The 21,180-nt window shown below is 59.5% G+C and carries 15 protein-coding genes; 8 read left to right on the plus strand and 7 right to left on the minus strand.

All coding sequences use genetic code 11. From position 1 onward, the window contains the following. Positions 1–5: 5 nt before the first annotated feature. Positions 6–1,280 (minus strand): ABC transporter substrate-binding protein, encoded by a 1,275-nt coding sequence (locus KHO49_RS29475; RefSeq protein ID WP_213666362.1) that lies wholly within the window; start codon positions 1,278–1,280, stop codon positions 6–8. A 165-nt stretch (positions 1,281–1,445) separates the two neighbouring features. On the opposite strand from KHO49_RS29475, the gene KHO49_RS29480 reads away from it, so the two are divergent. Together KHO49_RS29480 and KHO49_RS29485 are read left to right on the plus strand one after the other, a co-directional pair. Continuing rightward, complete coding sequence (locus tag KHO49_RS29480; RefSeq protein WP_213666363.1) at positions 1,446–3,011, plus strand: carbohydrate porin; 1,566 nt, start codon at positions 1,446–1,448, stop codon at positions 3,009–3,011. 126 nt (positions 3,012–3,137) lie between these two features. Beyond that, positions 3,138–4,034, plus strand: coding sequence for a carbohydrate kinase family protein (locus KHO49_RS29485; RefSeq protein WP_213666364.1), 897 nt, complete (start codon positions 3,138–3,140; stop codon positions 4,032–4,034). Positions 4,035–4,037: 3 nt separating this feature from the next. On the opposite strand, the gene KHO49_RS29490 is transcribed toward KHO49_RS29485, so the two are convergent. After that, positions 4,038–4,427 (minus strand): MerR family transcriptional regulator, encoded by a 390-nt coding sequence (locus KHO49_RS29490; protein ID WP_102879344.1) that lies wholly within the window; start codon positions 4,425–4,427, stop codon positions 4,038–4,040. A gap of 73 nt (positions 4,428–4,500) precedes the next feature. On the opposite strand from KHO49_RS29490, the gene KHO49_RS29495 reads away from it, so the two are divergent. Beyond that, on the plus strand, positions 4,501–5,571 hold the full coding sequence (locus KHO49_RS29495; RefSeq protein WP_213666365.1) for an SDR family oxidoreductase: 1,071 nt from the start codon (positions 4,501–4,503) through the stop codon (positions 5,569–5,571). 121 nt (positions 5,572–5,692) lie between these two features. Here the strand turns inward: KHO49_RS29495 and KHO49_RS29500 are convergent, their stop codons facing one another. The 3 genes from KHO49_RS29500 to KHO49_RS29510 all read right to left on the minus strand — a co-directional run bounded on the left by KHO49_RS29500 (position 5,693) and on the right by KHO49_RS29510 (position 13,324). Continuing rightward, positions 5,693–6,553, minus strand: a complete 861-nt coding sequence (locus KHO49_RS29500; RefSeq protein ID WP_213666366.1) for a hypothetical protein — start codon at positions 6,551–6,553, stop codon at positions 5,693–5,695. A gap of 124 nt (positions 6,554–6,677) precedes the next feature. Continuing rightward, entirely contained in the window at positions 6,678–12,134 is a 5,457-nt protein-coding gene (locus KHO49_RS29505; RefSeq protein WP_213666367.1) for a WGR domain-containing protein, read from the minus strand. After that, positions 12,122–13,324 (minus strand): M48 family metalloprotease, encoded by a 1,203-nt coding sequence (locus tag KHO49_RS29510; protein ID WP_213666368.1) that lies wholly within the window; start codon positions 13,322–13,324, stop codon positions 12,122–12,124. The genes KHO49_RS29505 and KHO49_RS29510 overlap by 13 nt, the downstream gene beginning before the upstream one ends. Before the next feature lie 286 nt (positions 13,325–13,610). Between KHO49_RS29510 and KHO49_RS29515 the strand changes: the two genes are divergently transcribed. After that, positions 13,611–15,302: a SulP family inorganic anion transporter gene (locus tag KHO49_RS29515; protein ID WP_213666369.1), complete on the plus strand. Its 1,692-nt coding sequence runs from the start codon at positions 13,611–13,613 to the stop codon at positions 15,300–15,302. Between the two features lie 193 nt (positions 15,303–15,495). On the opposite strand, the gene KHO49_RS29520 is transcribed toward KHO49_RS29515, so the two are convergent. Then, complete coding sequence (locus KHO49_RS29520; protein WP_110651735.1) at positions 15,496–16,263, minus strand: substrate-binding periplasmic protein; 768 nt, start codon at positions 16,261–16,263, stop codon at positions 15,496–15,498. 239 nt (positions 16,264–16,502) lie between these two features. On the opposite strand from KHO49_RS29520, the gene KHO49_RS29525 reads away from it, so the two are divergent. Continuing rightward, positions 16,503–16,793, plus strand: coding sequence for a M10 family metallopeptidase C-terminal domain-containing protein (locus KHO49_RS29525; RefSeq protein ID WP_258379213.1), 291 nt, complete (start codon positions 16,503–16,505; stop codon positions 16,791–16,793). A gap of 294 nt (positions 16,794–17,087) precedes the next feature. On the opposite strand, the gene KHO49_RS29530 is transcribed toward KHO49_RS29525, so the two are convergent. Beyond that, complete coding sequence (locus tag KHO49_RS29530; protein ID WP_110651741.1) at positions 17,088–17,747, minus strand: hypothetical protein; 660 nt, start codon at positions 17,745–17,747, stop codon at positions 17,088–17,090. A 339-nt stretch (positions 17,748–18,086) separates the two neighbouring features. On the opposite strand from KHO49_RS29530, the gene KHO49_RS29535 reads away from it, so the two are divergent. The 3 genes from KHO49_RS29535 (at position 18,087) to KHO49_RS29545 (ending at position 20,741) form a co-directional block, all read left to right on the plus strand. After that, positions 18,087–18,947 carry an RNA ligase family protein gene (locus KHO49_RS29535; protein ID WP_213666370.1) on the plus strand — a complete coding sequence of 287 codons (861 nt, stop codon included), beginning with the start codon at positions 18,087–18,089 and terminating at the stop codon, positions 18,945–18,947. A gap of 14 nt (positions 18,948–18,961) precedes the next feature. Next, a complete protein-coding gene (locus tag KHO49_RS29540; RefSeq protein WP_213666371.1) occupies positions 18,962–20,107 on the plus strand; it encodes an AAA family ATPase in 1,146 nt (381 codons plus the stop codon). A gap of 121 nt (positions 20,108–20,228) precedes the next feature. Next, entirely contained in the window at positions 20,229–20,741 is a 513-nt protein-coding gene (locus KHO49_RS29545) for an Imm15 family immunity protein (protein ID WP_249735885.1), read from the plus strand. Positions 20,742–21,180: the final 439 nt, after the last annotated feature.

Here is a 21,180-nt window from a genome sequence, read left to right on the forward strand (position 1 = left end):
GTGGCTTACCAGTTCCGACGTTTGATGCGTGTGAGTTCGCTTTCCAGTTCGGCCAGTGCCTGATCGACAGGCAATTCGCCCGCCAGCACGCCATGCACGCGATCGAAGAACGCATTGGAGACCCGTGGATAGCGATCGGCGGTTATTGAGGCGGGGCGCATGACCCCATCGTTGAGGATGCTGTGGAGCTGAGCGTAGTAAGGCATGGCCGCGAGCAGTTCGGGATCCTGATACAGCGACTCGATCACCGGGTTATAGGCGCCTATCAGGGCACGGCGTTTTTGCTGTTGGGCGCTGGTCAGGTAGCTCACCAGCTCTGCGGCCAGTTTGGGCTGGGTGCTGTAGCGCGATACCGCCAGGCCCCACCCGCCGAGGGTGGATGCATGGTTGCCGGTCTCGCCGCCTCGGGGCAGGGGAGCGACCCCAACCTTGTCTTTTACGGCACTGTCCTGGCTTTGCACCAGGGCCCAGACATAAGGCCAGTTACGCATGAACAGCGCATTTCCCGACTGGAATACGCCACGTCCTTCTTCCTCGGTGTAATTGAGCACGCCACGCGGGGAGATGTCTCCTACCCAGCTTTTGGCCAGGGTCAAGGCAGCTTTTGAGGCCTGGGTGTTAACGATGATGTCTCCTCGTGGATTGACCAGTCCGCCTCCCGGTTGGCTGCTGATCCACTCCAGCGCATTGCACGTCAGCCCTTCGTAGGCGCGCCCCTGAAATATGTAGCCCCACACATTGGGGTTGCCGGCGTTGCGCTCGGCCTGTTGCACATCTCTGGCGGTAGCGGTCATTTCCTCCCACGTCTGGGGCACCTGCTTGTTGTACTTCTCGAGCAAGTCCTTGCGGTAATACAGCAGACCCGAGTCGGTGAACCACGGCATGGTCACCAGCCGTCCGTTTACCGTGGCGTTATCAATCTGGGCCTGGAAGTAGCCTTGGGTCGCGTCGGCTGGCAGCCCCTCGCGCAGATCCATCAGATGTTTGGCCAGCATCCCCGGCCACACCATATCGATTTGAATGATGTCGATGTCGGTGGACTGCGCACTGAGGATCTGTTGGTAGAACGACAGCCTTTCGGTCGCCGAGTTAGGCGTGGAAACCACCTCGACGTGGTTGCCGGTCTGTTTCGACCACGCGTCGACTGCCTCCTTGCAGAGTTGTAACTCTGCACCTACCGCACCGCACGAGATCGTCAAATCAGCGGCGGTGGAGACAGACGGAAGTCCGGCACTGAGGGTGAGCAGCACTGCTGGAAGGAGAGATTTGAGCTGTTTCATGAAGGCCTCTTTATTTTTGTTTTTAGAGAAGTTAACGTTAACACGGCAAATGTAACAGCACATTTTCGATAAGGCATCTTTTTTGTCGAATTGGACCCTCACCACTCGCGAAAAAAGCGCTCTGTCGCTGGAACAAAACAATAAAAATAAAACAGGGAAATCCACATGCAGAAAGCATCAAGATGGCTACTTGCAGGCGTGCTCAGCAGCTCGGCGGCGACCTCTCAGGCCGCGACTCTGGAAGAGCGCATGGCCGCGTTCGAGGCCCGTGCCAGTGCAGCGGAAAAGCGCGCAGCCGCAGCCGAACAGCAAACCCAGGCACTTGCCAGAGAATTGCAACAGATCAAGCTCGCCACCTCCGCTTTGCAGCCTGCAGCATCCACTGCATCCCAGGCCACGAATCCCGTTGTGGACACCCGACTGGCAAAACTCGAAGCCCGCCAGGAAAGCATGGAAAAGCAGGCCAGCACTTCAAACCTCACTGATGGATTCAGCTTCAACGGCTACGCCCGTTCCGGATTGCTGATCGACGAGGGGCTTGGTGGTGGTCGCGGCGGCCCTTATACAACTCCGGCCGGATCGGTGGGGGGAGCAGTCGGGCGGCTCGGTAACGAAGACGACACCTACATGCGCATAGACCTGTCGAAAGAAATCTATGCGCAGAATGGCACCCGTTCCAAATTCACGGTGTCCATCGCCGACGGAGTGGAAAGCTCCAATGACTGGACCGCCGACGAAAGCAAACTGAACGTGCGCCAGGTGTTCACAACGCTCGACCATATCGCTGCGTTCAAGGGCAATCCCGTGTTCGAGAACGCCACCCTGTGGGCAGGCAAGCGATTTGACCGGGATAACTTCGATATCCACTGGATGGACTCGGACGTCGTCTACCTGGCCGGTACCGGCGGTGGAATCTACGACGTGCAGATGAACAAGGATTGGCGCTCGAATTACTCCTTGATCGGGCGTAGCTACGGGGATTTCAGTCAAGGGGGTCTTAATGCCGATGTGGCGAGTTACATCCTGACCTCCAACCAGTTCTTCGAGGAGGGCCAGTGGCAGTGGATGTTCAATGGCATCGGCGCAAAGAAAAACGATTTCGGTACCCGCACCAATAAAGCGGGTTTGACGCCTGCGGATTCCGGCTTGCACAGCATGCTGGCCAATCACCAGAAAAACTTTTTCGGCAGAGAAGGCTTCTTCAAAACGGCACTGCTCTATGGGCAAGGTCTGGGGGCAGAGGTCAAGAACGTTGGTTCGGATGGTGAACTGATTGACGAGGCCCGGGCTCTGCGTCTTGCTCTTTACGGCGAGACCCCGATTGCGCCTGACTGGCGCATCGGACCCAGCTTGCTGGCCGAGCAGAGCAAGGATAGATACGTCAAGGGTGACGACTACCGCTGGCTGACCTTGAACATGCGCTTGGCGAACACAATCAACAGCAACTTCGAGATGGCCTACGAACTGAGCTGGCAAACCATGGACCTCGACCCCAAGGGCTATCTACAACGTAATGCGGTCGACGGTAACTTCTGGAAGTTCACCGTCGCCCCGACATTCAAACTTGACGTTGGAGACCTTCTCACACGTCCGGAAATGCGAGTGTTCGCAAGCTACATGAATTGGTCTTCGGATCTGGACAAGTACAGTACCTCAGACTCCTTCGGCAAGACGGACTTCAACGCCGGAGGTGTATGGCAATACGGTATACAAATGGAAACCTGGTTTTAATAGTTGAACGCGCCGGCAAACACGCCTTCAGCGCGTCTGCCGGCTGTTGTTGCATTGAGTAAGAGACTACCGGTCGGAACTGATCAGCCAGCAGTTATCCCGGTAACAAAAAATTGAGGAAATGAGATGGTATTGCCTCGCGCGGTCATATTTGGCGAAGCCCTGATCGACCTTGTCCAAGGCACGCCTGGACAGTGGAAGGGTTACCCTGGTGGTGCACCCTGGAACGTTGCACGAGCCTTAAGTCGCTTGGGTGTCAGCAGCGCTTTTGCTGGGTCGGTGAGCTTAGATTCATTGGGTGACGAGATCGTTTTGCAGTCGGAAGCGGCAGGATTGGATATGCGCTTTATCCAACGAGTCGATCGAGATCCTCTGGTCGCCATCGTTCCATCGAGCCGTCCTCCAAGGTACTTTTTTGCTGGAGAGGCCGATCTGTTTTTTGATCCGGACCTGATGCCCGAAGGATGGCTCAAGCAAGCAGAGCTGTGTCATTTCAGCTGCATCAGTTTAGCTCGACAGCCACTCGCAGATACGCTGGTTAACATTGCTCAGCAGGCCAAAGCAGCCGGTAAACGGGTTAGCTATGATCCGAACTGGCGCAATTTAATGGGTAGTCATTATCGGGAGCAGACCTTCCCGACCATGACCAGCCTTGCTGACATGATTAAGCTGTCCGACGAAGACCTGCGGCACATTTATCCAGGGCTGAGCGAACAGCAGGCAATGCATGAGCTTCGCGCGCTTAATCCTCAGGCGCAGATATTGTTGACCCGAGGGGAACACGGGATGACCCTCCACACCCCGGACAGCCAACTCGATCAGCCGGCTATTGCCGTGAACGTGCAAGACACGGTTGGAGCAGGGGACGCTTGTATGGCCGGTTGGCTGGCTGCAGAGTTGTTGGGGATCTCAGGCTTGAGAGAGCGCCTGCGATTTTCAGCGGCTTGCGCATCCATATCCTGCCGCCATGCCGGAGCCCATGCTCCTTCGCTGGCTGATGTGGAAGGTTTGCTCACTACCTAGCGTTCAGTTGGAAGCGTTGCTCAATCGCTGAAGCTCAAGTTGCCTGGCGGCACTGGCTTCGAGGTTGGCACGCTCTTCATCCAGATACTGATAAATGCTCTGGAGGTTGGCGATCTTCTGTGTGATTTCTGCCATCTTCTTTTCGATTAACTTAGCGCCTTCAGCACAATCGATCTGCTTGTTGCGTTGCGCATCCAGAATCTCGCCTATTTCCCCCAGGGAAAACCCCATGCTTTGCGCGCGCTGGATAAAGTCCAGATCTTGCAGGGTTTGCGCTGTGTAAACGCGATAGTTGTTCGTTCGCCGCTGCGATGAGATCAGGCCGATTTGCTCGTAGTAACGCAGCGTATGGCGACTGGCACCACTGCGGGCCTCGATTTCACCGATCTTCATAAAACATCCCTTGACTGTAGAGTTGGGTCGATAGTTTACGCTTGATTTCTTACCTTAAACAAGGAACGGGGAAATGAGCGTGGAGTGCTTTGTCACGGGGGGTACCGGCTTCATCGGCCAACATCTGGTGGCTCATCTGAGTGCAAAAGGTCACACCGTTCGGGTGTTGATGCGGCGCCCAGAGCGACTGACTGAATTGCGCGAGCAAGTCGTCAAATTGGGAGGGAGTGCAGCCCGGGTATTTGCCGTAGCTGGCGATCTGGAGCGGGACAACCTCGGTCTGAGTCCTGCTGACCGAGAACAGCTAAGGCAGGCCAGAGTCGTATTTCACCTGGGCGCCCACTTCGCCTGGGGGCTGTCCTTGGAGCAGTCTCGTGCGGTGAACGTAGAAGGGGCAAAGCGGGTGGCGCTGTTGGCGGTGGAGCAAAACAGCCGCTTAGTGATGATCGGCGGCTACATGCTGAAAAATCATGAACATCTGCAACGCATCGGAATTGATCCTTGTTCTGCGCAGCAGACCCATTGGCCTGCCGTCTACCGGCGTGTCGGCGGTTACGAGGCGAGCAAGCTGGAGGCGCATTTTGCGACCCTGGAGCTCATGTCCGCCAAGGGCGGGGAGATCACCGTTGTCCACCCCGCGACAGTTTGTGGCCACAGCCGCACGGGGCATATCCTTGACGGCCAGCCGCTGGTGGAGCTGATACGCAACCTGATACAGGGAAAGCTCACTGCCGTGCCCGGTACCGCCAAGCACTGGCTGCCACTGGTCACCGTGGATTACCTGGTTGAGCTGATGGTGGTGAGCGCTTTTGATCCTGCCATGGTGGGCCAGGAACTGCTGGCGCTGGATGAGCAAACTCCCAACTTGCAAGAACTGCTGGTACAGGTGGCACAACCTTTGGGCTTGAAGCCTCCCAGGCATCACATTTCGCTGCGATTGCTGAAGTTGCTGTTGAGCATTCCTCCCGTCGCCCGGTTTATGAATACAAAACCCGAAGCCTTGGACTTTATCCAGACCACTCGTTTTGATATGGCTGCGGTCGAGCAGTTTGCCAAAAGCCATGGAATCGCCAAACCGGATATACGTCAGTCCTTGCAGCACACCGCAACGTTCGTCAACTCATCTTGCATAGCCAAGGGCTAAGCCCGCCGAGTTCGCCCTTCGGGGCGACACCGCAGTCATCCGCACTATGCTGCGGCAGCTGTGGTGGTGCTGATGGCCAGTGTCGAATCCAAGGCGTGCGGCTGGAGTACACCTTTACACTTCAGAGGGCGATTAGCTTCCTGCTCGGGTCTTGCTGCATGAAGAGCAGGATGTCGAAAACCCGACCCGGTTCGACTTGAAGGGCAGGGTGATCGCTCTTCTGAACGGCCTTAATCAACAACTCCTTGTTTTGCCCCCAACAGTGGCCAAGCGAGAAGGGCAGTCTGCAGAGCTTTTGACCAGCAGCTTTGAGGGTGTCGCTGGGGAGCAGGTACTGAGTGCTACTGAATCCTCGAAAGCCCGCGTGCTTCAATCCATTCCTGACCTGGCTATCCAGTGCTGGCATGAATCCCGTTATGAGGAGTAATGCTTTCATGGGGTAGGTGACGTTGGTGTTATTAGCGAACAGCGCGTCTGCCAACATCCTCAAGACCCCGAGCAGCTCTGCATCAAAGTGAACCGCTGACGGATACATCCCCTCGGTGGTGAAGATCCGTCGATCTTCGGATGACAGCGCGAATGCCCCCAGTTGGTGAGTGTCAAAACGGACAAGCTTGGCGTGCAGGTTCGGATTGCAAAGCCCGGCTGCGGCTTCAGCCGGCAGATGCAGTATTGGGGCTTTCCGCGAGCCAGCGCCCCAGTTCAACAAGGCATTTCGAAGCACGTCGGCTAGTAATTCGGCGTTATGCGGCGTAGGTGTCGCCAGGTAGGCCTTGGAGACCTCCCTAACCCGAAAGAAGTCCTCATGGTAGGAGGAGTTGAAGCTGTTGATCGCTGAACGGATATCTTGCTCTTCACCAATCACTCTAAGCATGTCTGATCCATTGAATAAGGCGGGCAAGCACTTTTGATTTTCGCCCTGGGGGTGATGAAATAGCGCAGCGTCCGGCGCCTTGCTCATGTTGTGGAGCTGAATGCTCATGAATTGATGTTCATGAGCCTTCAGCTCTCTATGGGGCCGCCCCTTTTTCGGGTCGTTTTTTTCGGGTCGCTGCAGCGCGTGCAGATTGAATGCGCTTGTCTCTTTCGTGCTAGACCGACGCAGCTCACCCCTGGGCGATTGACCCTGCCTGCTCTTGATAGCCTTTGCGCAGTTTCTCCGCGATCAGCTTTTCTGCTTCACGCAAAGCGCGTTCGGGACTGTCGAGGGACTTGATCAGGGTCTGGCCCTTGGTGCCGATACGGCCGAAATTCACCATCACCTCAGCCTCGGCGACGCCGATACGCCAGAACTTGTTGGAATTGCCCTCACCAAAGGTGAACTCGCGCATCAAGGGTGACGCTTCAGTGGTGACTGGCGGCTGGGCTTGGATCTCGATGGTTTCCTCTGGCTGTTGCGGTTCTGGAAGTGCAACGGCTTCCTCGCCCCTGAGTAACGCTTCGATGCGATTGAGCACCTCTTCTTGGTCGCGCAGCCAGTCATTACTGAGCACGTCGATGATCTTCCAACCAAAGCTGCGTAGTACCGTCGGGCGGAAAATGTAGCGCTCACGTACGTCAGGGGCGGCCGCGGTATCACTGTCCAGCAGTACGCCGAGGCTGAAGTGTTCACCACTGGCGTCACTGATCGCGAGGTCGCAACGGAACTGCGAACGTCCGACATATTCCTGAACCGAATGCCCGCGCTTTCGCAACGCGGCAGCGAGGGCGCCGCGCAGGTGATCCTTGGGCAGGCTGACGGCAAAGGACTGCTTGGCGCCCGGATTGAGGTTGGCGAGGATACCCTGGGAGCGCGGCGCATCCCCGCTGGCACTGGCCTGGGCGAACTGCAGGAACGCGCGCAGTGCGGCGGCACCATCGTTGTGGGTGTTGGTGATGGCTTCGGACTCAATGCTGGAGACAATCGCCATGCGCTTGCGGGCGCGACTGAAGATCACATTGAGGCGTTTTTCCCCACCACGCTGGTTGATCGGGCCGAAGTTCATCAGCATCTTGCCGTTCGGTCCTGGCGCGTAACAGATGCTCAGGATGATCACATCACGCTCATCGCCCTGGACGTTTTCCAGGTTCTTGACGAACAGGCCATTGAACTGCCCGGCATCTTCACGCACGTACTCGCGCTCAAGCCGTGTGGCAAAGGCCGAGTCGCCGCTGGCCAAGTCTTCCAGGGCCTGCTCGATGGCGCCTTGCTGGGCCTCGGAAAAGGCCACGATACCCAGGCTCAGCCCCGTCTCCCGTTGCAGCAGCTCCCGTACCAGGTTGGCGATGTACCGCGCTTCGGCCAGGTTGCTGCGGCTGAGGTAGACACCATCGGTCATCTTCAAGAAGCTGATCGGGCTGTCGAGCAGCGCGTCGGCGCCGCGGATGACGGCCTGGGCGTCCGTGGAGTCCAGTGCGGTTTGGGCCGGGGCAGGGCGCTCGATACGACGGTCGGGAATGGTGATCAGCCGCCCTTCGTAGAACGCCGCGTTAGAAAAGCTGATCAAGGCTTCGTGGCGGCTGCGGTAGTGCCAGGCCAGGAGGGTTGCCGGCAAGTTTCGCGCGGCCTGGCTCAGCAGGCTGTCGGCATCAAGGTTGATTGCGATCTGTTCGCCATCCTCCATGGCAATCAGTTCGTTGTCGTCCTGGTCGCCGGCACTGGAGAAGAAGTTGGTCGGTGGCAATTGCATCTCGTCACCGACCACAATCACCTGCTGCGCACGGCTCAGTGCCGGCACGGCTTCTTCGCTGGGGATCTGACTGGCTTCGTCGAAAATCACCACGTCAAACAGGTCCGGGGTCAAAGGCAGGGTGTCGGACACCGACAGCGGGCTCATCAACCAGATGGGCTTGAGGTCGTTGATCACGAGGCCACTGTCGCCACTCGCCATTTCGCGAATGGAGCGATAGCGCATGGTCTTGCCCAGTTCATGTTCCAGTTCACGTCGGCCTTTGGCGTAGGCTTTCTTGAACTCACGGGCCTGGGCGTCGAGTTGAGTCACCGACATCGCCGATTGCTTCACATGCTCCAGAAAACGCTGGTGCAACGTGGCGCTAAGCACCTGCGCGTTGCTTTTGAGCAGGTTGCATTCAGCCTGGCTGACCGCGCGCGCGGCCAAACTCAAGGCCGGGCCGTCGAAGCGCGCCAGCTGCGGATTGGCGCGGTACAGGCGGGTCAGGTTTTCCTGGGCAATCAAACCGTCCAGTACGCGTTGCGCCAAGGCGTACTGTTGCACGACCGCCAGGCAGACAGGATCGGCTTGGTGCAGCTCATTGAGCAGGGGCAGGGTGTCGGGCAGTTCGTCGAGTTCTTCACGCAGATCGCGCAGGTACTCGGCCAACTCGACCAGGCTCAGCGCCGGGTCGAACACACAATGTTGCGCGACCAGCTCGGCCAAGCGCGCCACCGGCTGGCGCAGGCTGGCTTCCTGGCGTACACCGGACAGGGCGTCGGGATTACCCCGCAGGCCCTCAACCCATTGGCGCAACAGCGGTGATGCGCTCAGTTGCTGGAGCAAGGCTTGCAGGTTGTGCAGGAACAGGTCGACATCCGGGATGCCGTAACGCTCTTGCAGGCGTTGCTGCTCGGCGTGCAGCTCGGCAGTGACGCGATGCTCGCGGGCCAGGTTGTCTAGCACGCTCCCGAAACTGGGTCGAATCGCGTGCTGACTGAAGTCGTAGCGTCGTTGCAGTTCACCGCGCAGTCGCCACCAGGCCGGTTGCAGCCAACGCAGGAGCGAGCCTTCCAGCCGCTGTACCAGATCGATGGCAGCCTGGGTGTCCTGGGGCGCGAGTTTTTCACGCCAGTGGTGGGTGGATTCACGGGCGTTGTGTTGCTGTACGGCCAGTGCTTGCAGCGCGGCCTGCTCGGCGTGCAGCGCTTGGGCGCCTGATGAGCCCGGTTCCAGCAGGTCGAGGTGCACTGCCAGGTTGGCGCTGGTCAATTGTTCGGCGGCCTGGGTCAGCACGCACGCATCCGCCAGGCGGGTGCCCCCGGACAACAGGCTCGACGATGACTCGAAAAATTGCTCGACGCTGTCCATCAGCCCACTGGCTTCATCCAGGAACGCCTTGAGTTGGCCGTAGGCATGTTCGTGGGTAATCAGGCTTGAGGCCAAATGGCTGAAAGGATGACGTGCGAAGCTGTCGAGGCCGAAACGTTCTTTGATCGCCTGATACACGCGCCCCGTCAGCTCGCTTTGTGCCTGCCACTGACGCCATTCGGGTAAACGTTCCAAGGCTTCGGGGGGCAGCTTGGCAGCAACGGGCGGCAGTTCGATCAGATGACCTACCAACTCGCGTACCGAACATGCCAAGGACTCCGGCACCCCACGCATTGCCTGTTCAAAACGCTCGATCAAGCCCAGCTGTTGGCTCAGGCCAGCCAGCAAGGCGTCGCGCCGGGCTTGCAACTGCGACGACTGCGCATCACCGGCGATCCAGCGCTCATAGCACTCGCGCAGGTTGCTCACGAAGGCCTTCTTGTCGGTCTGGGAATCGTGGATCAGGCAGCACAACTCACCCAGTTGACTTTGTTGCAGGCGATGGAACACAACGTCCAGCGCTGCACGTTTTTCACAAACAAACAGCACGCGCAGGCCACGAGCGGCGTAGTCCGCGATCAGGTTGGTGATGGTCTGGGATTTGCCGGTGCCTGGCGGTCCCTGGATGATGAAGTTACGCCCGGTACGGGCCAGGCTGACGGCCGCATTCTGCGTGGCGTCGCCTGCCACCACGTTCCACTGTTCGGGCAACGGGGTCGGCTCGGGGGCCTGGACCTCGACGTCCCGAGGCTCGATGGAGAACATCCGGTCAAAGGCTTCGTTCTGCGCCGGTTCGTCGATCAACTGTGCGTAGTCACGCACCAGCGACATCTTGCGATAATTGAAGTTGGCCAGGGTCACCTGGGTCAGGTCTATGTCCCAGGCGTAGCGATGCCCCTGGTTCTCGGGCATGGCGAAGGTGCTGTTTTCGGCGCTGCTGGCAACCATCTGAGGGTGTTGGTTGCGCAGAACGGGCTTGGCGCCTATGGCCAGACGCAGCGGCAACTCGCTGGGTAGCACCTTCTGCTGGAACAACTGCTGGCCCAGCGGACGGAAATCTTCGCGGTCGTAGCTGAAATCCGGCTTCACCAAAGGCGTCGACATGCGCTGGCGGGCACGACGGCGCTGGAAGTGGTGCAGATGCTGCACGGCTTTCTGGTGGATCAGTTCGATTTGCGGTTTGCTTTGCAGGTGTAACTCGACGCCGGGCTCGGTCAGTTTGATCTGGCGCGCAATATCGGCGTGGATGTCTTCCACCGAAGTCTTTTGCAGGTCGACGGTTTCCGGCAACTGGATGTCGTAGAGCTGACGCAATTGATGACGCAGTACCGGGTTGAATTCGGCCTCGGTTTCGTCGCACTGCAACACGAACTGGTCACGTACCCCCTTTTTGCGACTCAACTCTACCGGCAACCACAGCAGCGGGGTGACGATGCGTTCTTCCGGCGTGTCCTTGAGGTTGTGCCAGCGCATGAACGCCACCACCAGGCGCAGGTTGCTGAAGCCGAATTCGGCGCGGTCGCGACGGGTTTCCTGGATGATGCGCTCCAGCGACGCCTGCAGCCAGGTCTGGTCTTCAAAGCGCAGCCATTGCTGCAGGCCGACAGGTTTGCCGCCCAGTACTTGTTCGGAGAATCCGCCGAAGGTGGGTTGCCAGGTACACAGCGCTTCGGGCCGGATACTTTCAATGCGCATCACCAACGGAACGCTGGCCACGGTCAAGTTGACGCTGGTCTGGGTCGGCCGGAAATACAGCAAGCGATTGCGACGCGAAAGGTCAAACAACCGGTTGCGCAGATGTTCCAGCACCACAGTGCGTCGCGAAGCCGGGCCTTCGGCCTGGGCCAACACACGCTCGACATCCAGGCTGGCCGGCTGTTCGCGCCAGGACTCCAAGCGGCGTGCCAGCGAGCCCACATCAGTGGCGCGTTCATGGCGGTTGAGCTCGGTCATCTCGACGATCAAGTTGGCCAGCACCGGGTTGAGCCGGCCATTGAGCTGGAACAGGTTGCGCCGGTGCGCGGCGAACGACTTGAGGTCGTTGACGTCGGCAAAATCCAAGCCGCAGGCCAGGCACGCGAGCAACTGACCGAGCTGGAAAATATCGGTGATTTCGTCGTGATGCCCGAGCCGATGTTCCCAACTGTGCAAGTCCGTGAGGAACACCGGGTGGTTGATGGGCTGCTGCAGGTCTTCCTGGACTTGCAGGTCGGTAATGGCCACGCCGGTTTCCGAATCCCGGGTCAGGCGGACCTTGCCGACGATATTCAGCGCCGACTCTGGATTGGGCTGCACCTGCTTGATCGCCTCCAGCGCCAGTCGCGGCGACTGGCCGTCGGGGTGGCGCAGTTGCAGGGTGCGTTCCGGGCCTAGCACCACATCCAGGTAACTGAGCTGGGCAACATGCCCCCGCTCATGCAATTGCGCCACCTGGCGCAGCAGCGGCAGCGCCAGGAACAGCACATCGTCGATGGGCACGGCGGCGCCATCGTGGCTCTGCAGCAATTGAGCGAAGTTCAGCGGTTGAGTTATTGGGTCCATGTGTCGACCTCCGCCTTGAGCGCACGAACAATCGGGTCGAGCTCACGTTTGGGGAATTTGATATCGCGCTTGAGCACGTTGATGAAGTCGTCGGCGCTGCCGAGTTTTTTCGCCGTGCGAGCGGCATGCAGCAAGGCTTCATCCCGCAGGTCACGGTCGACCAGGCACAGGTCGAGCATGATGAAGTGCAGGTATTCGTGAATGCTCGCGTCGATGCGCTCGGCATTCAGCGTGCCGAGGTCCAGCGGTGTTTCAGGCGCCTTCCAGTCGGGAAAGAAGCCGCGCACCTGATTGAGCACCGCCTCGGACTGCAACACCGTGTTGCCGATGAAGCGGGCGATGAAGCCGCGGGTGAGGGCGGTCAACTCGACCTGGTCGGTCACGTCCAGGCGGTTGAGCGACAAGGGCCCGCGCAATCGGCGGTGCAGCCAGGCGTCGCTATCCGGGAGCTGTCGCCACCAGCTTTCCACCGCTTGGGAACGCAGAAAAGTCTCCGGATGGGAAACGCCCTGGGACAACGGCGCATCCTTGCCATCCAGTTCACGGGCCTGTTGCAGATAGCTGGCGGCATCGACGCTGAGAATCCCGGTGTGGACCTTGACCAGCGAGGTGATGGAGGCTTGCGCACAGCCAGCCGCCAACGCCGCCCCGCGGTCGGCATAGATTTCGGTGTGCAGGCTATATAAACGTGCGGTCTGTTCCAGGCTCGGAGGCGTGTACACATCGGCCATCGCGTGATTGAGAATCCGCTCGGCGGTGAGGTAGTCGCCCTCGTGCTCCGACCACAAGCGGTAATGCGCCAGTTCATGCCCCAGCAACGCCAGCAGCTCCTGAGCATCGAGTCGTTCAAGGATCGGCCCGTAGAACACCACATGCACCTCACCGGCCAGGTAATACAGGCTGGCATTCATGGTGCCATCGCCGGCCTGGTAGAGGGTCGCGGGGGCCTCGATCTGCAGGCGTTGCAACGCCGTCTCACAGGCCTGATAAGCCTGCGAGTGCGTTTCCGGGCTCAGGCGATAGGTGTCTCGCAGCAATTGGGCGCGCACATCCTGGGCGTGTTCCTGCTGAACGCCCAGGGATGAGGCCCAAGCCCACACCGCAGGTTCACTGGTTTTCAGGTAGTCGACCACCTGCTGGTGGTAAGGCAATGGCGTCAGGCTGGTGATATCCAGCGCGGGGGTACTCATCGTTCAAACATCCTTGAGGATACGGCTCCATGAGCTGCGCCTGCGCAGCAGAGGCTTGGGCTGGCATCCCGGTATCAGTGATCGGCAATAAAAGCGGAGCATACCTAGGGGTTAGTGAAATTACTTGTGAAAGTACATAACCCTTTCGATCGACGCAAAAGCTGCTCCAGCTCATGGCGCCAAGTGGCCCGATTCGCTTGAATACGCGCCCGCGTCGCCTGGCCAAACAAGAGAGCCGCCAGAGCGCAACCAAACACTAGAACGCAATACTTCGAAAGGACCCGGCATGTCGTTATCGCGCTGTCTATCTGGCCTGTCCAACTTGTTGCACTACCGCCGCGAATGGTTTCGCGCCGACCTGCGGGCCGGGTTGTCCGTGGCGGCTATCCAGATCCCGATCGCCATTGCCTATGCGCAGATTGTCGGTCTGCCGCCGCAATATGGGCTCTACGCCTGTGTGCTGCCGATGATTGTCTATGCCTTGATCGGCAGCTCGCGGCAACTGATGGTCGGCCCCGATGCCGCCACTTGCGCCATGCTCGGCGGGGCCGTGGCGCCTTTGGCCATGGGCGACCTGCAGCGTACCGTCGAATTGTCGATGATCGTCACCGTGCTGGTGGGCCTGATGCTGATTGCCGCCGGGATCGCCCGAGCGGGTTTTATCGCCAGCTTCTTCTCGCGGCCGATCCTCATCGGCTACCTCAACGGCATCGGTCTGAGCCTGATCGCCGGGCAAATGGGCAAGGTGGTGGGCTTCAAGATCGAAGGCGACGGCTTCATTCTGGGGTTGGCGGACTTCCTCCAGCGGCTGGGGGAGATCCATGGCCTGACCCTGGTCGTTGGCCTGGCCAGCCTGGGCCTGTTGATCTGGCTGCCGCGACGCTACCCGCGGCTGCCGGCAGCGCTGCTGACGGTGGCGCTGTTCACCTTGCTGGCCGGGCTCTTGGGCTTCGACCGCTTCGGGGTGGCGATCCTCGGCCCTGTGCCGGCCGGGATTCCCGAGTTGTCCTGGCCCAAGACCACCCTGGAGGAAAGCAAGAGCCTGCTGCGCGACGCGCTGGGCATCGCCACCGTGAGTTTTTGCAGCGCCATGCTCACTGCCCGCAGCTTCGCCGCACGCCATGGCTACGCGATCAACGCCAACCATGAGTTCATCGCCCTGGGCCTGAGCAACCTGGCGGCCGGAGCCTCCCAGGGCTTTGCCATCAGCGGCGCGGATTCGCGTACCGCGGTCAACGACATGGCCGGAGGCAAGAGCCAGTTGGTGGGCATCATCGCCGCCCTGGCGATTGCGCTGATTCTGCTGTTTTTCACCGCGCCCATGGCGTGGATTCCGCAGCCGGCCCTGGGCGCGGTGCTGTTGATGGCGGGCTGGGGCTTGCTCGACGTCAAGTCCCTGAAGCAGATCTACCGCCTCAGCCGCTTCGAGTTCTGGCTGTGCCTGCTGACCACCGTCAGCGTGCTGGGCCTGGGCGTGCTGCCGGGCATCATCTTCGCCGTGACCCTGGCCATCCTGCGCCTGCTGTACAGCATCTACCAACCCACCTACGCGGTGCTGGGCTGGATGCCGGGCATCGAAGGCCAGGTGGACATCCGCCAGTACCCGCAAGCGCGCACCGTGCCCGGCCTGGTGGTGTATCGCTTCGACGACGCGATCCTGTTCTTCAACGCCGACTACTTCAAGATGCGCCTGCTGGAAACCGTGCAGCGCGAGAGCCAGCCCGAGGTGGTGCTGTTCAATGCCGAGGCGGTGACCGATATCGATGTCAGCGGCATCGCGGTGCTGCGGGAAATCCGCGAAACCCTGGCCGCCCAGGGCATCTACTTCGCCATCGCCCGTGCTCGCGGTACTTTCCTGGCGATGCTGGAACGCTCGGGGATGACCCGGGAAATGGACGGCCAGTTGCTGTTCAGTTCGGTGCGTTCGGGGATCAGGGCCTACCGCATATGGCGCAACAGCATGCGCGGCAAGCAGTGATGCAGAGGAGGGTGGCCGGCAGGGAGCGACCCCGCCGGCGCTTGACCGAAGTTCAGCCGAGCCGGCGAGGCCTCACTGGGTGATGGTCATGCTGCGCCCAGGCCCGCTGCGGCGGTTGCCAGAAGTCGGCAGGACTGGGACACAGGCACTGCGGGCATGCCCCAGGTTCAGGGGAGAAGAGAGCGGCAGTGTGTCAGGGCGCGTCGAGGTAGGATTTTCGTATTCTCTCCAGCGTGCCGTCCTTGCGCAGCGCCTCGACCGCCGCGCTCAGCTTGCGCACCAGCACCGCGTCGCAGTTTTTGGAGCAGGCCAGGTACAGATCGGTGCTCATCAAGGCCGGACTGACCTGCAACGGCTGATTCGACAGCTTGCGCCAGATGCTTTGCGTTTCGGGAATGCCATTGAACCAGGCGTCGACCCGTCCCATCAGCAGCAGTTGCGCCGGGTTCTCGCCAATTTCAAACGGATAGATCTGGTTGTCGCTGAAGCCTTCAGCCCGGAGCTTCTGCTCTTGGGCGCTGCCTCGGCCAACGGCGATCCGGGCAAAGGTTTCCCGCGCCTGCTGCAGGGTTTCAACGCGTTTGTGGAGACTGAAGAAGGCTCGGTCCATGGTCATGATGGGCGCGATCCAGGTGTAATCGGCTTCTCTTTCCGGGGTGCGCGACAGCGGAATGATCAGCTTGTCGACACCCCTGCGCACGCTTTGCTGGGCGCGTGCCCAGGGCACTTCGATGCAGTTGAGCTCATAACCGGCCTGGGTCGCAGCCTCCAGCGTCGCATCGCCGACGATGCCATGCAGCCCGGTTTTATCGAGCATGCTCAAGGGCGGGGCTTCGGCGATGTACAAGTCGATGCCAAGGGGCGCTGCGCCAGAGCTTGGCGACGCACTCAACGCCAGAAAGAACAGCGCCGCCGTAACGGGCGCCCCCCTACGGCGTAGCGATTGACTCAGATAACCCATGGCAGTAGCTCAATCAATACAGTGGCAATTCATGCTCTCGAATGGCTGCAGCATATTCGACAAGTGCAGGAGCCGACCATCGACAGCCGGCAAAATTTGCCAGGAAGGCTGGGGGTCCCATGACCTTTTCTGAGGCCGAGCGATGGGCCTCTGGAAGATAGGCAAGCAGCATCTGCAGCGAAAAAGGCCAGTGGCCAATTCCCGACACTGTACTTGCACGCCGGTGTTTCAAGTGCCTCATCACCGATTTTGTGCATGGAACCGACCACATCGATCTGTCGCTGATTGATGCTCGGACCTCCGGCGCAGGTTCGGCCGGGAATCAGGACTTCACCTTCCTCGGCGAGTGGAACGGCGTCGGCAACGAGTTCAACAACCAGGCGCAATTGAAGTACCACTTCGTGAATGTCGGCGGAGTCGATCACACCTACGTGGAGGGCAACGTAAACACGGGGAATGCGGCTGATATCCAGATCGATCTGGTTGGGCATATCGCACTGACGGCAAGCGATTTCGTTGGCGTGGTCTAGTCGTTAACGCACACAAGGCGCCCTCGAGTCAATTTGCTCGGGGGTTCGACTGGGGCTTCAACACGCGCCTGCTGGAAACCGTGCAGCGCGAGAGCCAGCCTGGCGATGCTGGAACGCTCGGGGATGACCCGGGAAATGGACGGCCAGTTGCTGTTCAGTTCGGTGCGTTCGGGGATCAGGGCCTACCGCATATGGCGCAACAGCATGCGCGGCAAGCAGTGATGCAGAGGAGGGTGGCCAGCAGGGAGCGACCCCGCCGGCACTTGACCGAAGTTCAGCCGAGCCGGCACGGCCTTACTGGGTGATGGTCATGCTGCTGGTGGCCTGGACCGAGCCGTAGCGGATGCGCGGATAAGTCGGATCGGCGTAGCTGAAATCCATCACTGTGCCGACGGAGCCGAAGTACAGGGCCTGGCAATTGAAGTTCACCGCCACCTGGCCGCCGTAAGGGGTGACCCCGATGGCGACCTGGGTCGGCCCGGTCCATTCGATCTTGCACCCCAACGTACCGCCTGCTGCGCCGGCGTTGTATCCGCGACAGTTCAAGGTGGCGTTGCCGTTGCTGGTATTGGGAAAGCCTGCCCATCTGGCAATGGCCAGGTTGGCCGAGCAGGACGTGTTGACGCTGCTGGCGCCCGGGGCGAGCTTGTAGACCCCGGACGGTGGCGCAAGTGTTGCCGTGACGGGCGTCAATGGCAGGGCGGCAAGGCTCGATGCCGCCTGGTTTTCCACCACGGTGGTGGGCGACGGCGGGAGCTTGCACACCACCACGGCGCCGACGTCGTCGGACTTCTTCAACTCACCCAGCGCAGTGATATCGGCGCCGCCCTTCGACTCGCAGAAGAGTTTGCGTAACTGGGCTTTTTCTTCACTGTCAGCCGTGGACGAGGCCTGGGCCAAAGGTGCAAGGGCCAGGCCAATGACTCCAGCCATCAGCACGCTTGAAAGTTTCATGATCGATTCCTTATCGGGGTTATGACTGGCTGCACCCTATGAGCACCAGGCGGTTTTTTTCATGACAAAAGCTCGGGTGTTGCGCGCAAACAGGGCCGCTGGAGTTTTGCCCTTTCGGGACTTGACCTGATGCCGCTGTCTGCTGTTGAATGCGCGCCCTAAAGCCTCTGCAACCTTTTCTCCAAGTGGTGAAGCCAGTGCCCTACGCCAGCCAACACGCCTGATACCGACGACGGTCCATCCTGCCTGATGGCTGCCCGTGCCTATGCGCGGCGGCGCTTGATTGCCATGCCTGCCTGATCCTGTCGTTGGTTTTTCTCTGTTTTCGAGGACAAACCCATGCACATGGATATTCGTGCCACCGCGCACAACCTGGAACTGCTCAAATACCCCCGCACGCCCCATCTGCAAGGCTCGCGCCTGCAAGATGGCGACACTGACACTGGCCAGGTGCGCTATGCCGCCCTGGCCGGGCAGTGGCTGGTGGTGGAAGAAAAACTCGATGGCGCCAACGCCGGCATCAGCTTTAGCGCGAGCGGCGAGTTGCGCCTGCAATCTCGCGGTCACTACCTCACTGGCGGTGGTCGCGAGCGCCAGTTCAATCTGTTCAAGCAGTGGGCCGTGGCTCACGAACACTGGTTGCTGGAGCGCCTGGAAGATCGCTTCGTGCTGTATGGCGAATGGCTGCACAAGAAGCACTCGGTGTTCTACGACCGCTTGCCACATTATTTCTGCGAATTCGATGTGTGGGACCGCGCCACAGGGCTGTTCCTCTCCACCGCGGCGCGCCGGTGCCTGCTCGAGGGCGGGCCGGTGCTGTCGGTGCCGGTGCTGTACGAAGGCCCGGCGCCGCGCCGGCATGCCGAGCTGCTGGCGCTGGTGGGCGATTCGCTGGCCAAGACCGAGCGCTGGCGCGAGGTGTTCGAGCAGGTGGTGCGCCGCGAAGGCCTCGACCTGGCCCGTGCCTGGCGCCAGTGCGACCGTTCCAGCCGCATGGAGGGCCTGTACCTGAAGCTCGAGGACGAGCAGCAGACCCTAGGCCGACTCAAGTGGGTACGCCAGGACTTCGTCCAGGCCATCCTCGATGCCGACCAGCACCATGCCAACCAACCCTTCATCCCCAATCAGCTGGCCGACGGCGTCGACCTCTATGCCCCGCGCCTGTCCATGGACTGGCAGGGCCCACGCCACGGCTACTGAAGGAGCATCCCGATATGGATATTCGACAACTGCAACAACTGGTCCCCGAGCCGGGGCGCGATATGGACGTCGCCGCCTGCCTGGCGGCCATCCCGGCCCTGGCGCGCCTGGCCGATACACCGCAAGACCCGACCTACCACGCCGAGGGCGATGTGTGGATTCATACCCGCCTGGTAGTCGAAGCCTTGCTGGCGCAACCCGCCTACCAGCAGGCCAGCGCCGAGCAGCGCTTTGTGCTGTTCTTCGCCGCCCTGTTGCACGATATCGCCAAGCCCGACACCACGGTGATCGACCCGGATACCGGGCGTATCGGCCAGCCCGGCCACTCGCGCCGGGGCGCAGTGGACGCGCGGCTGCTGTTGTGGCGCGCCGGCGTGCCATTCGAGCTGCGCGAGCAGATCTGCCGCATCATCGCCGTGCACCAGGTGCCGTTTTTCGCCCTGCAGGGTGATCGCAGCGGCCGCAGCGCTGAGTTCCTGTTGCACAAACTGTCCTGGGAACTGCCGCTGTGGATGCTCTGCGCCGTGGCCGAGGCCGATATGCAGGGCCGCGATTACGCCGGCAAGGCCGATGTACTGGACGCCATCGAACTGTGGCGCGAACTGGCGCAGGAGGAGGGCTGCTTGCACGGGCCGCGGGCCTTTGTCGACGACTACACACGCATTCAATACCTGCGTGGCGCCCGGGTACATCCCGACTACCCACTGCACGCGCCGCAGGGCTCGTCGGTGGTGATGCTCTCGGGCCTGCCGGCCAGCGGCAAGGACACCTGGACCGCGCAACATTACCCGGAGCTGCCGGTGGTGTCGTTCGACGACGCGCGCCAGGCCCTGGGCCTGCGCCACGGACAGAACGAAGGCGCCGCTGCGCATTACGCCATCGACCGGGCCAAGGCCTTGTTGCGCGAGCACAAACCCTTTGTGTGGAACTCCACGCACCTGTCGGCGCAGATGCGCAACCGCACCCTGGACTTGCTCTACGGCTACGGCGCCGAGGTGGAAATTCTTTACCTGGAGCGACCCGAGGACGAAATCATGCGGCGCAACCAGAAGCGCGATACCTCGCTGCGCAACGATGATATCCGCCGCATGTTGTTCAAGTGGGAAGTGCCGCTGCCGACCGAGGCGCACCGGGTGGTTTATCAGGCGGTGACGGGGTGAGTGGCACTTACGTTCCTGATATAAGTCCGCACTTCATTAAAAAAAAGCTTTCAAAGTTTATAGCAGAGCAAAAGAAAATAAATAAATGACTTAACAAGTACGGATGGAGCCCCTCCTAAAAATGAAGCTTACAGATATCTACAGTAAAATAATCAGCGAAGAACCGTACAATGACATGGATGTATTCTTCGAGAACTATAAAAGCTTTGAAGAAATTCCACTTGTGTCAAGATACAGTCGCTTAAAGCTCTTGAAGGATGAGCTGAGCGGCAGCGGGGCTTCTAACTTTCTGACAGGGCTCGCTGTGTTTCTTTTGAATACTTTAAGATTGTTAGAAGTATCAAGAAGTGAAAGTGTGTTTTTTGCCGTGAGCTTTACAGACTTTGAGGGGTTGGAGGAACAAGGCATCCTCATACCTAATATATTTATTTATCCAAAGCCGGCCTCGGTCGGTTTTTTGGAAAAAGTACGAGAAAATGATGGAGGTCTTGAGTCACGGGAGATGCAAGAAGTAAAAAGCCATTTTTCCAACTGCGGGGTAGAAACTGCTTTTGTTTTTTATGAAAGTAGATTTCATGACGCCGTTTGCGCTGAGGAAATTGTAAGGGTATTTGCTGTTCCCAGGACTTGTTGAGTGCAAAGAACTCGTCTGTTCGATGAAGATGAGAAATTTCTTTGGCGCCTAGTTAAGGTTCAGTCCGTGGCACTGTAGGTGTTACTCAAGTCAGTACTTGATGGGAGATGGTAGAAGCTTTAAGTGTCTTGCAGATGGCAGTGTGGATGACTAGGTTGGCCTGAATGAAGCCTACCGCGTCTAGACGGATCATTCTTCAAGGAGCAGTGGAGTCATCCAGTTGTTGGCGCTGATATGACCTTGACCCAGTCGACTGATTTTGAATGAACCATCAGCCTCAGTGCCTTGAATGCGAAAGATGCATAACCGCGTGAGCGAGCAGCAGATCAATGCCAGCATAATACGTAATTTAACATAATATACATTATGCGAATGATGATATGTGCGACTTGGGGCTCTGGTGTCGAGATTTTTTAAATATGCGAAAAAACAGCTAAAT

The organism is Pseudomonas sp. RC4D1 (assembly GCF_018390395.1).
Lineage (GTDB): Bacteria > Pseudomonadota > Gammaproteobacteria > Pseudomonadales > Pseudomonadaceae > Aquipseudomonas > Aquipseudomonas danubii.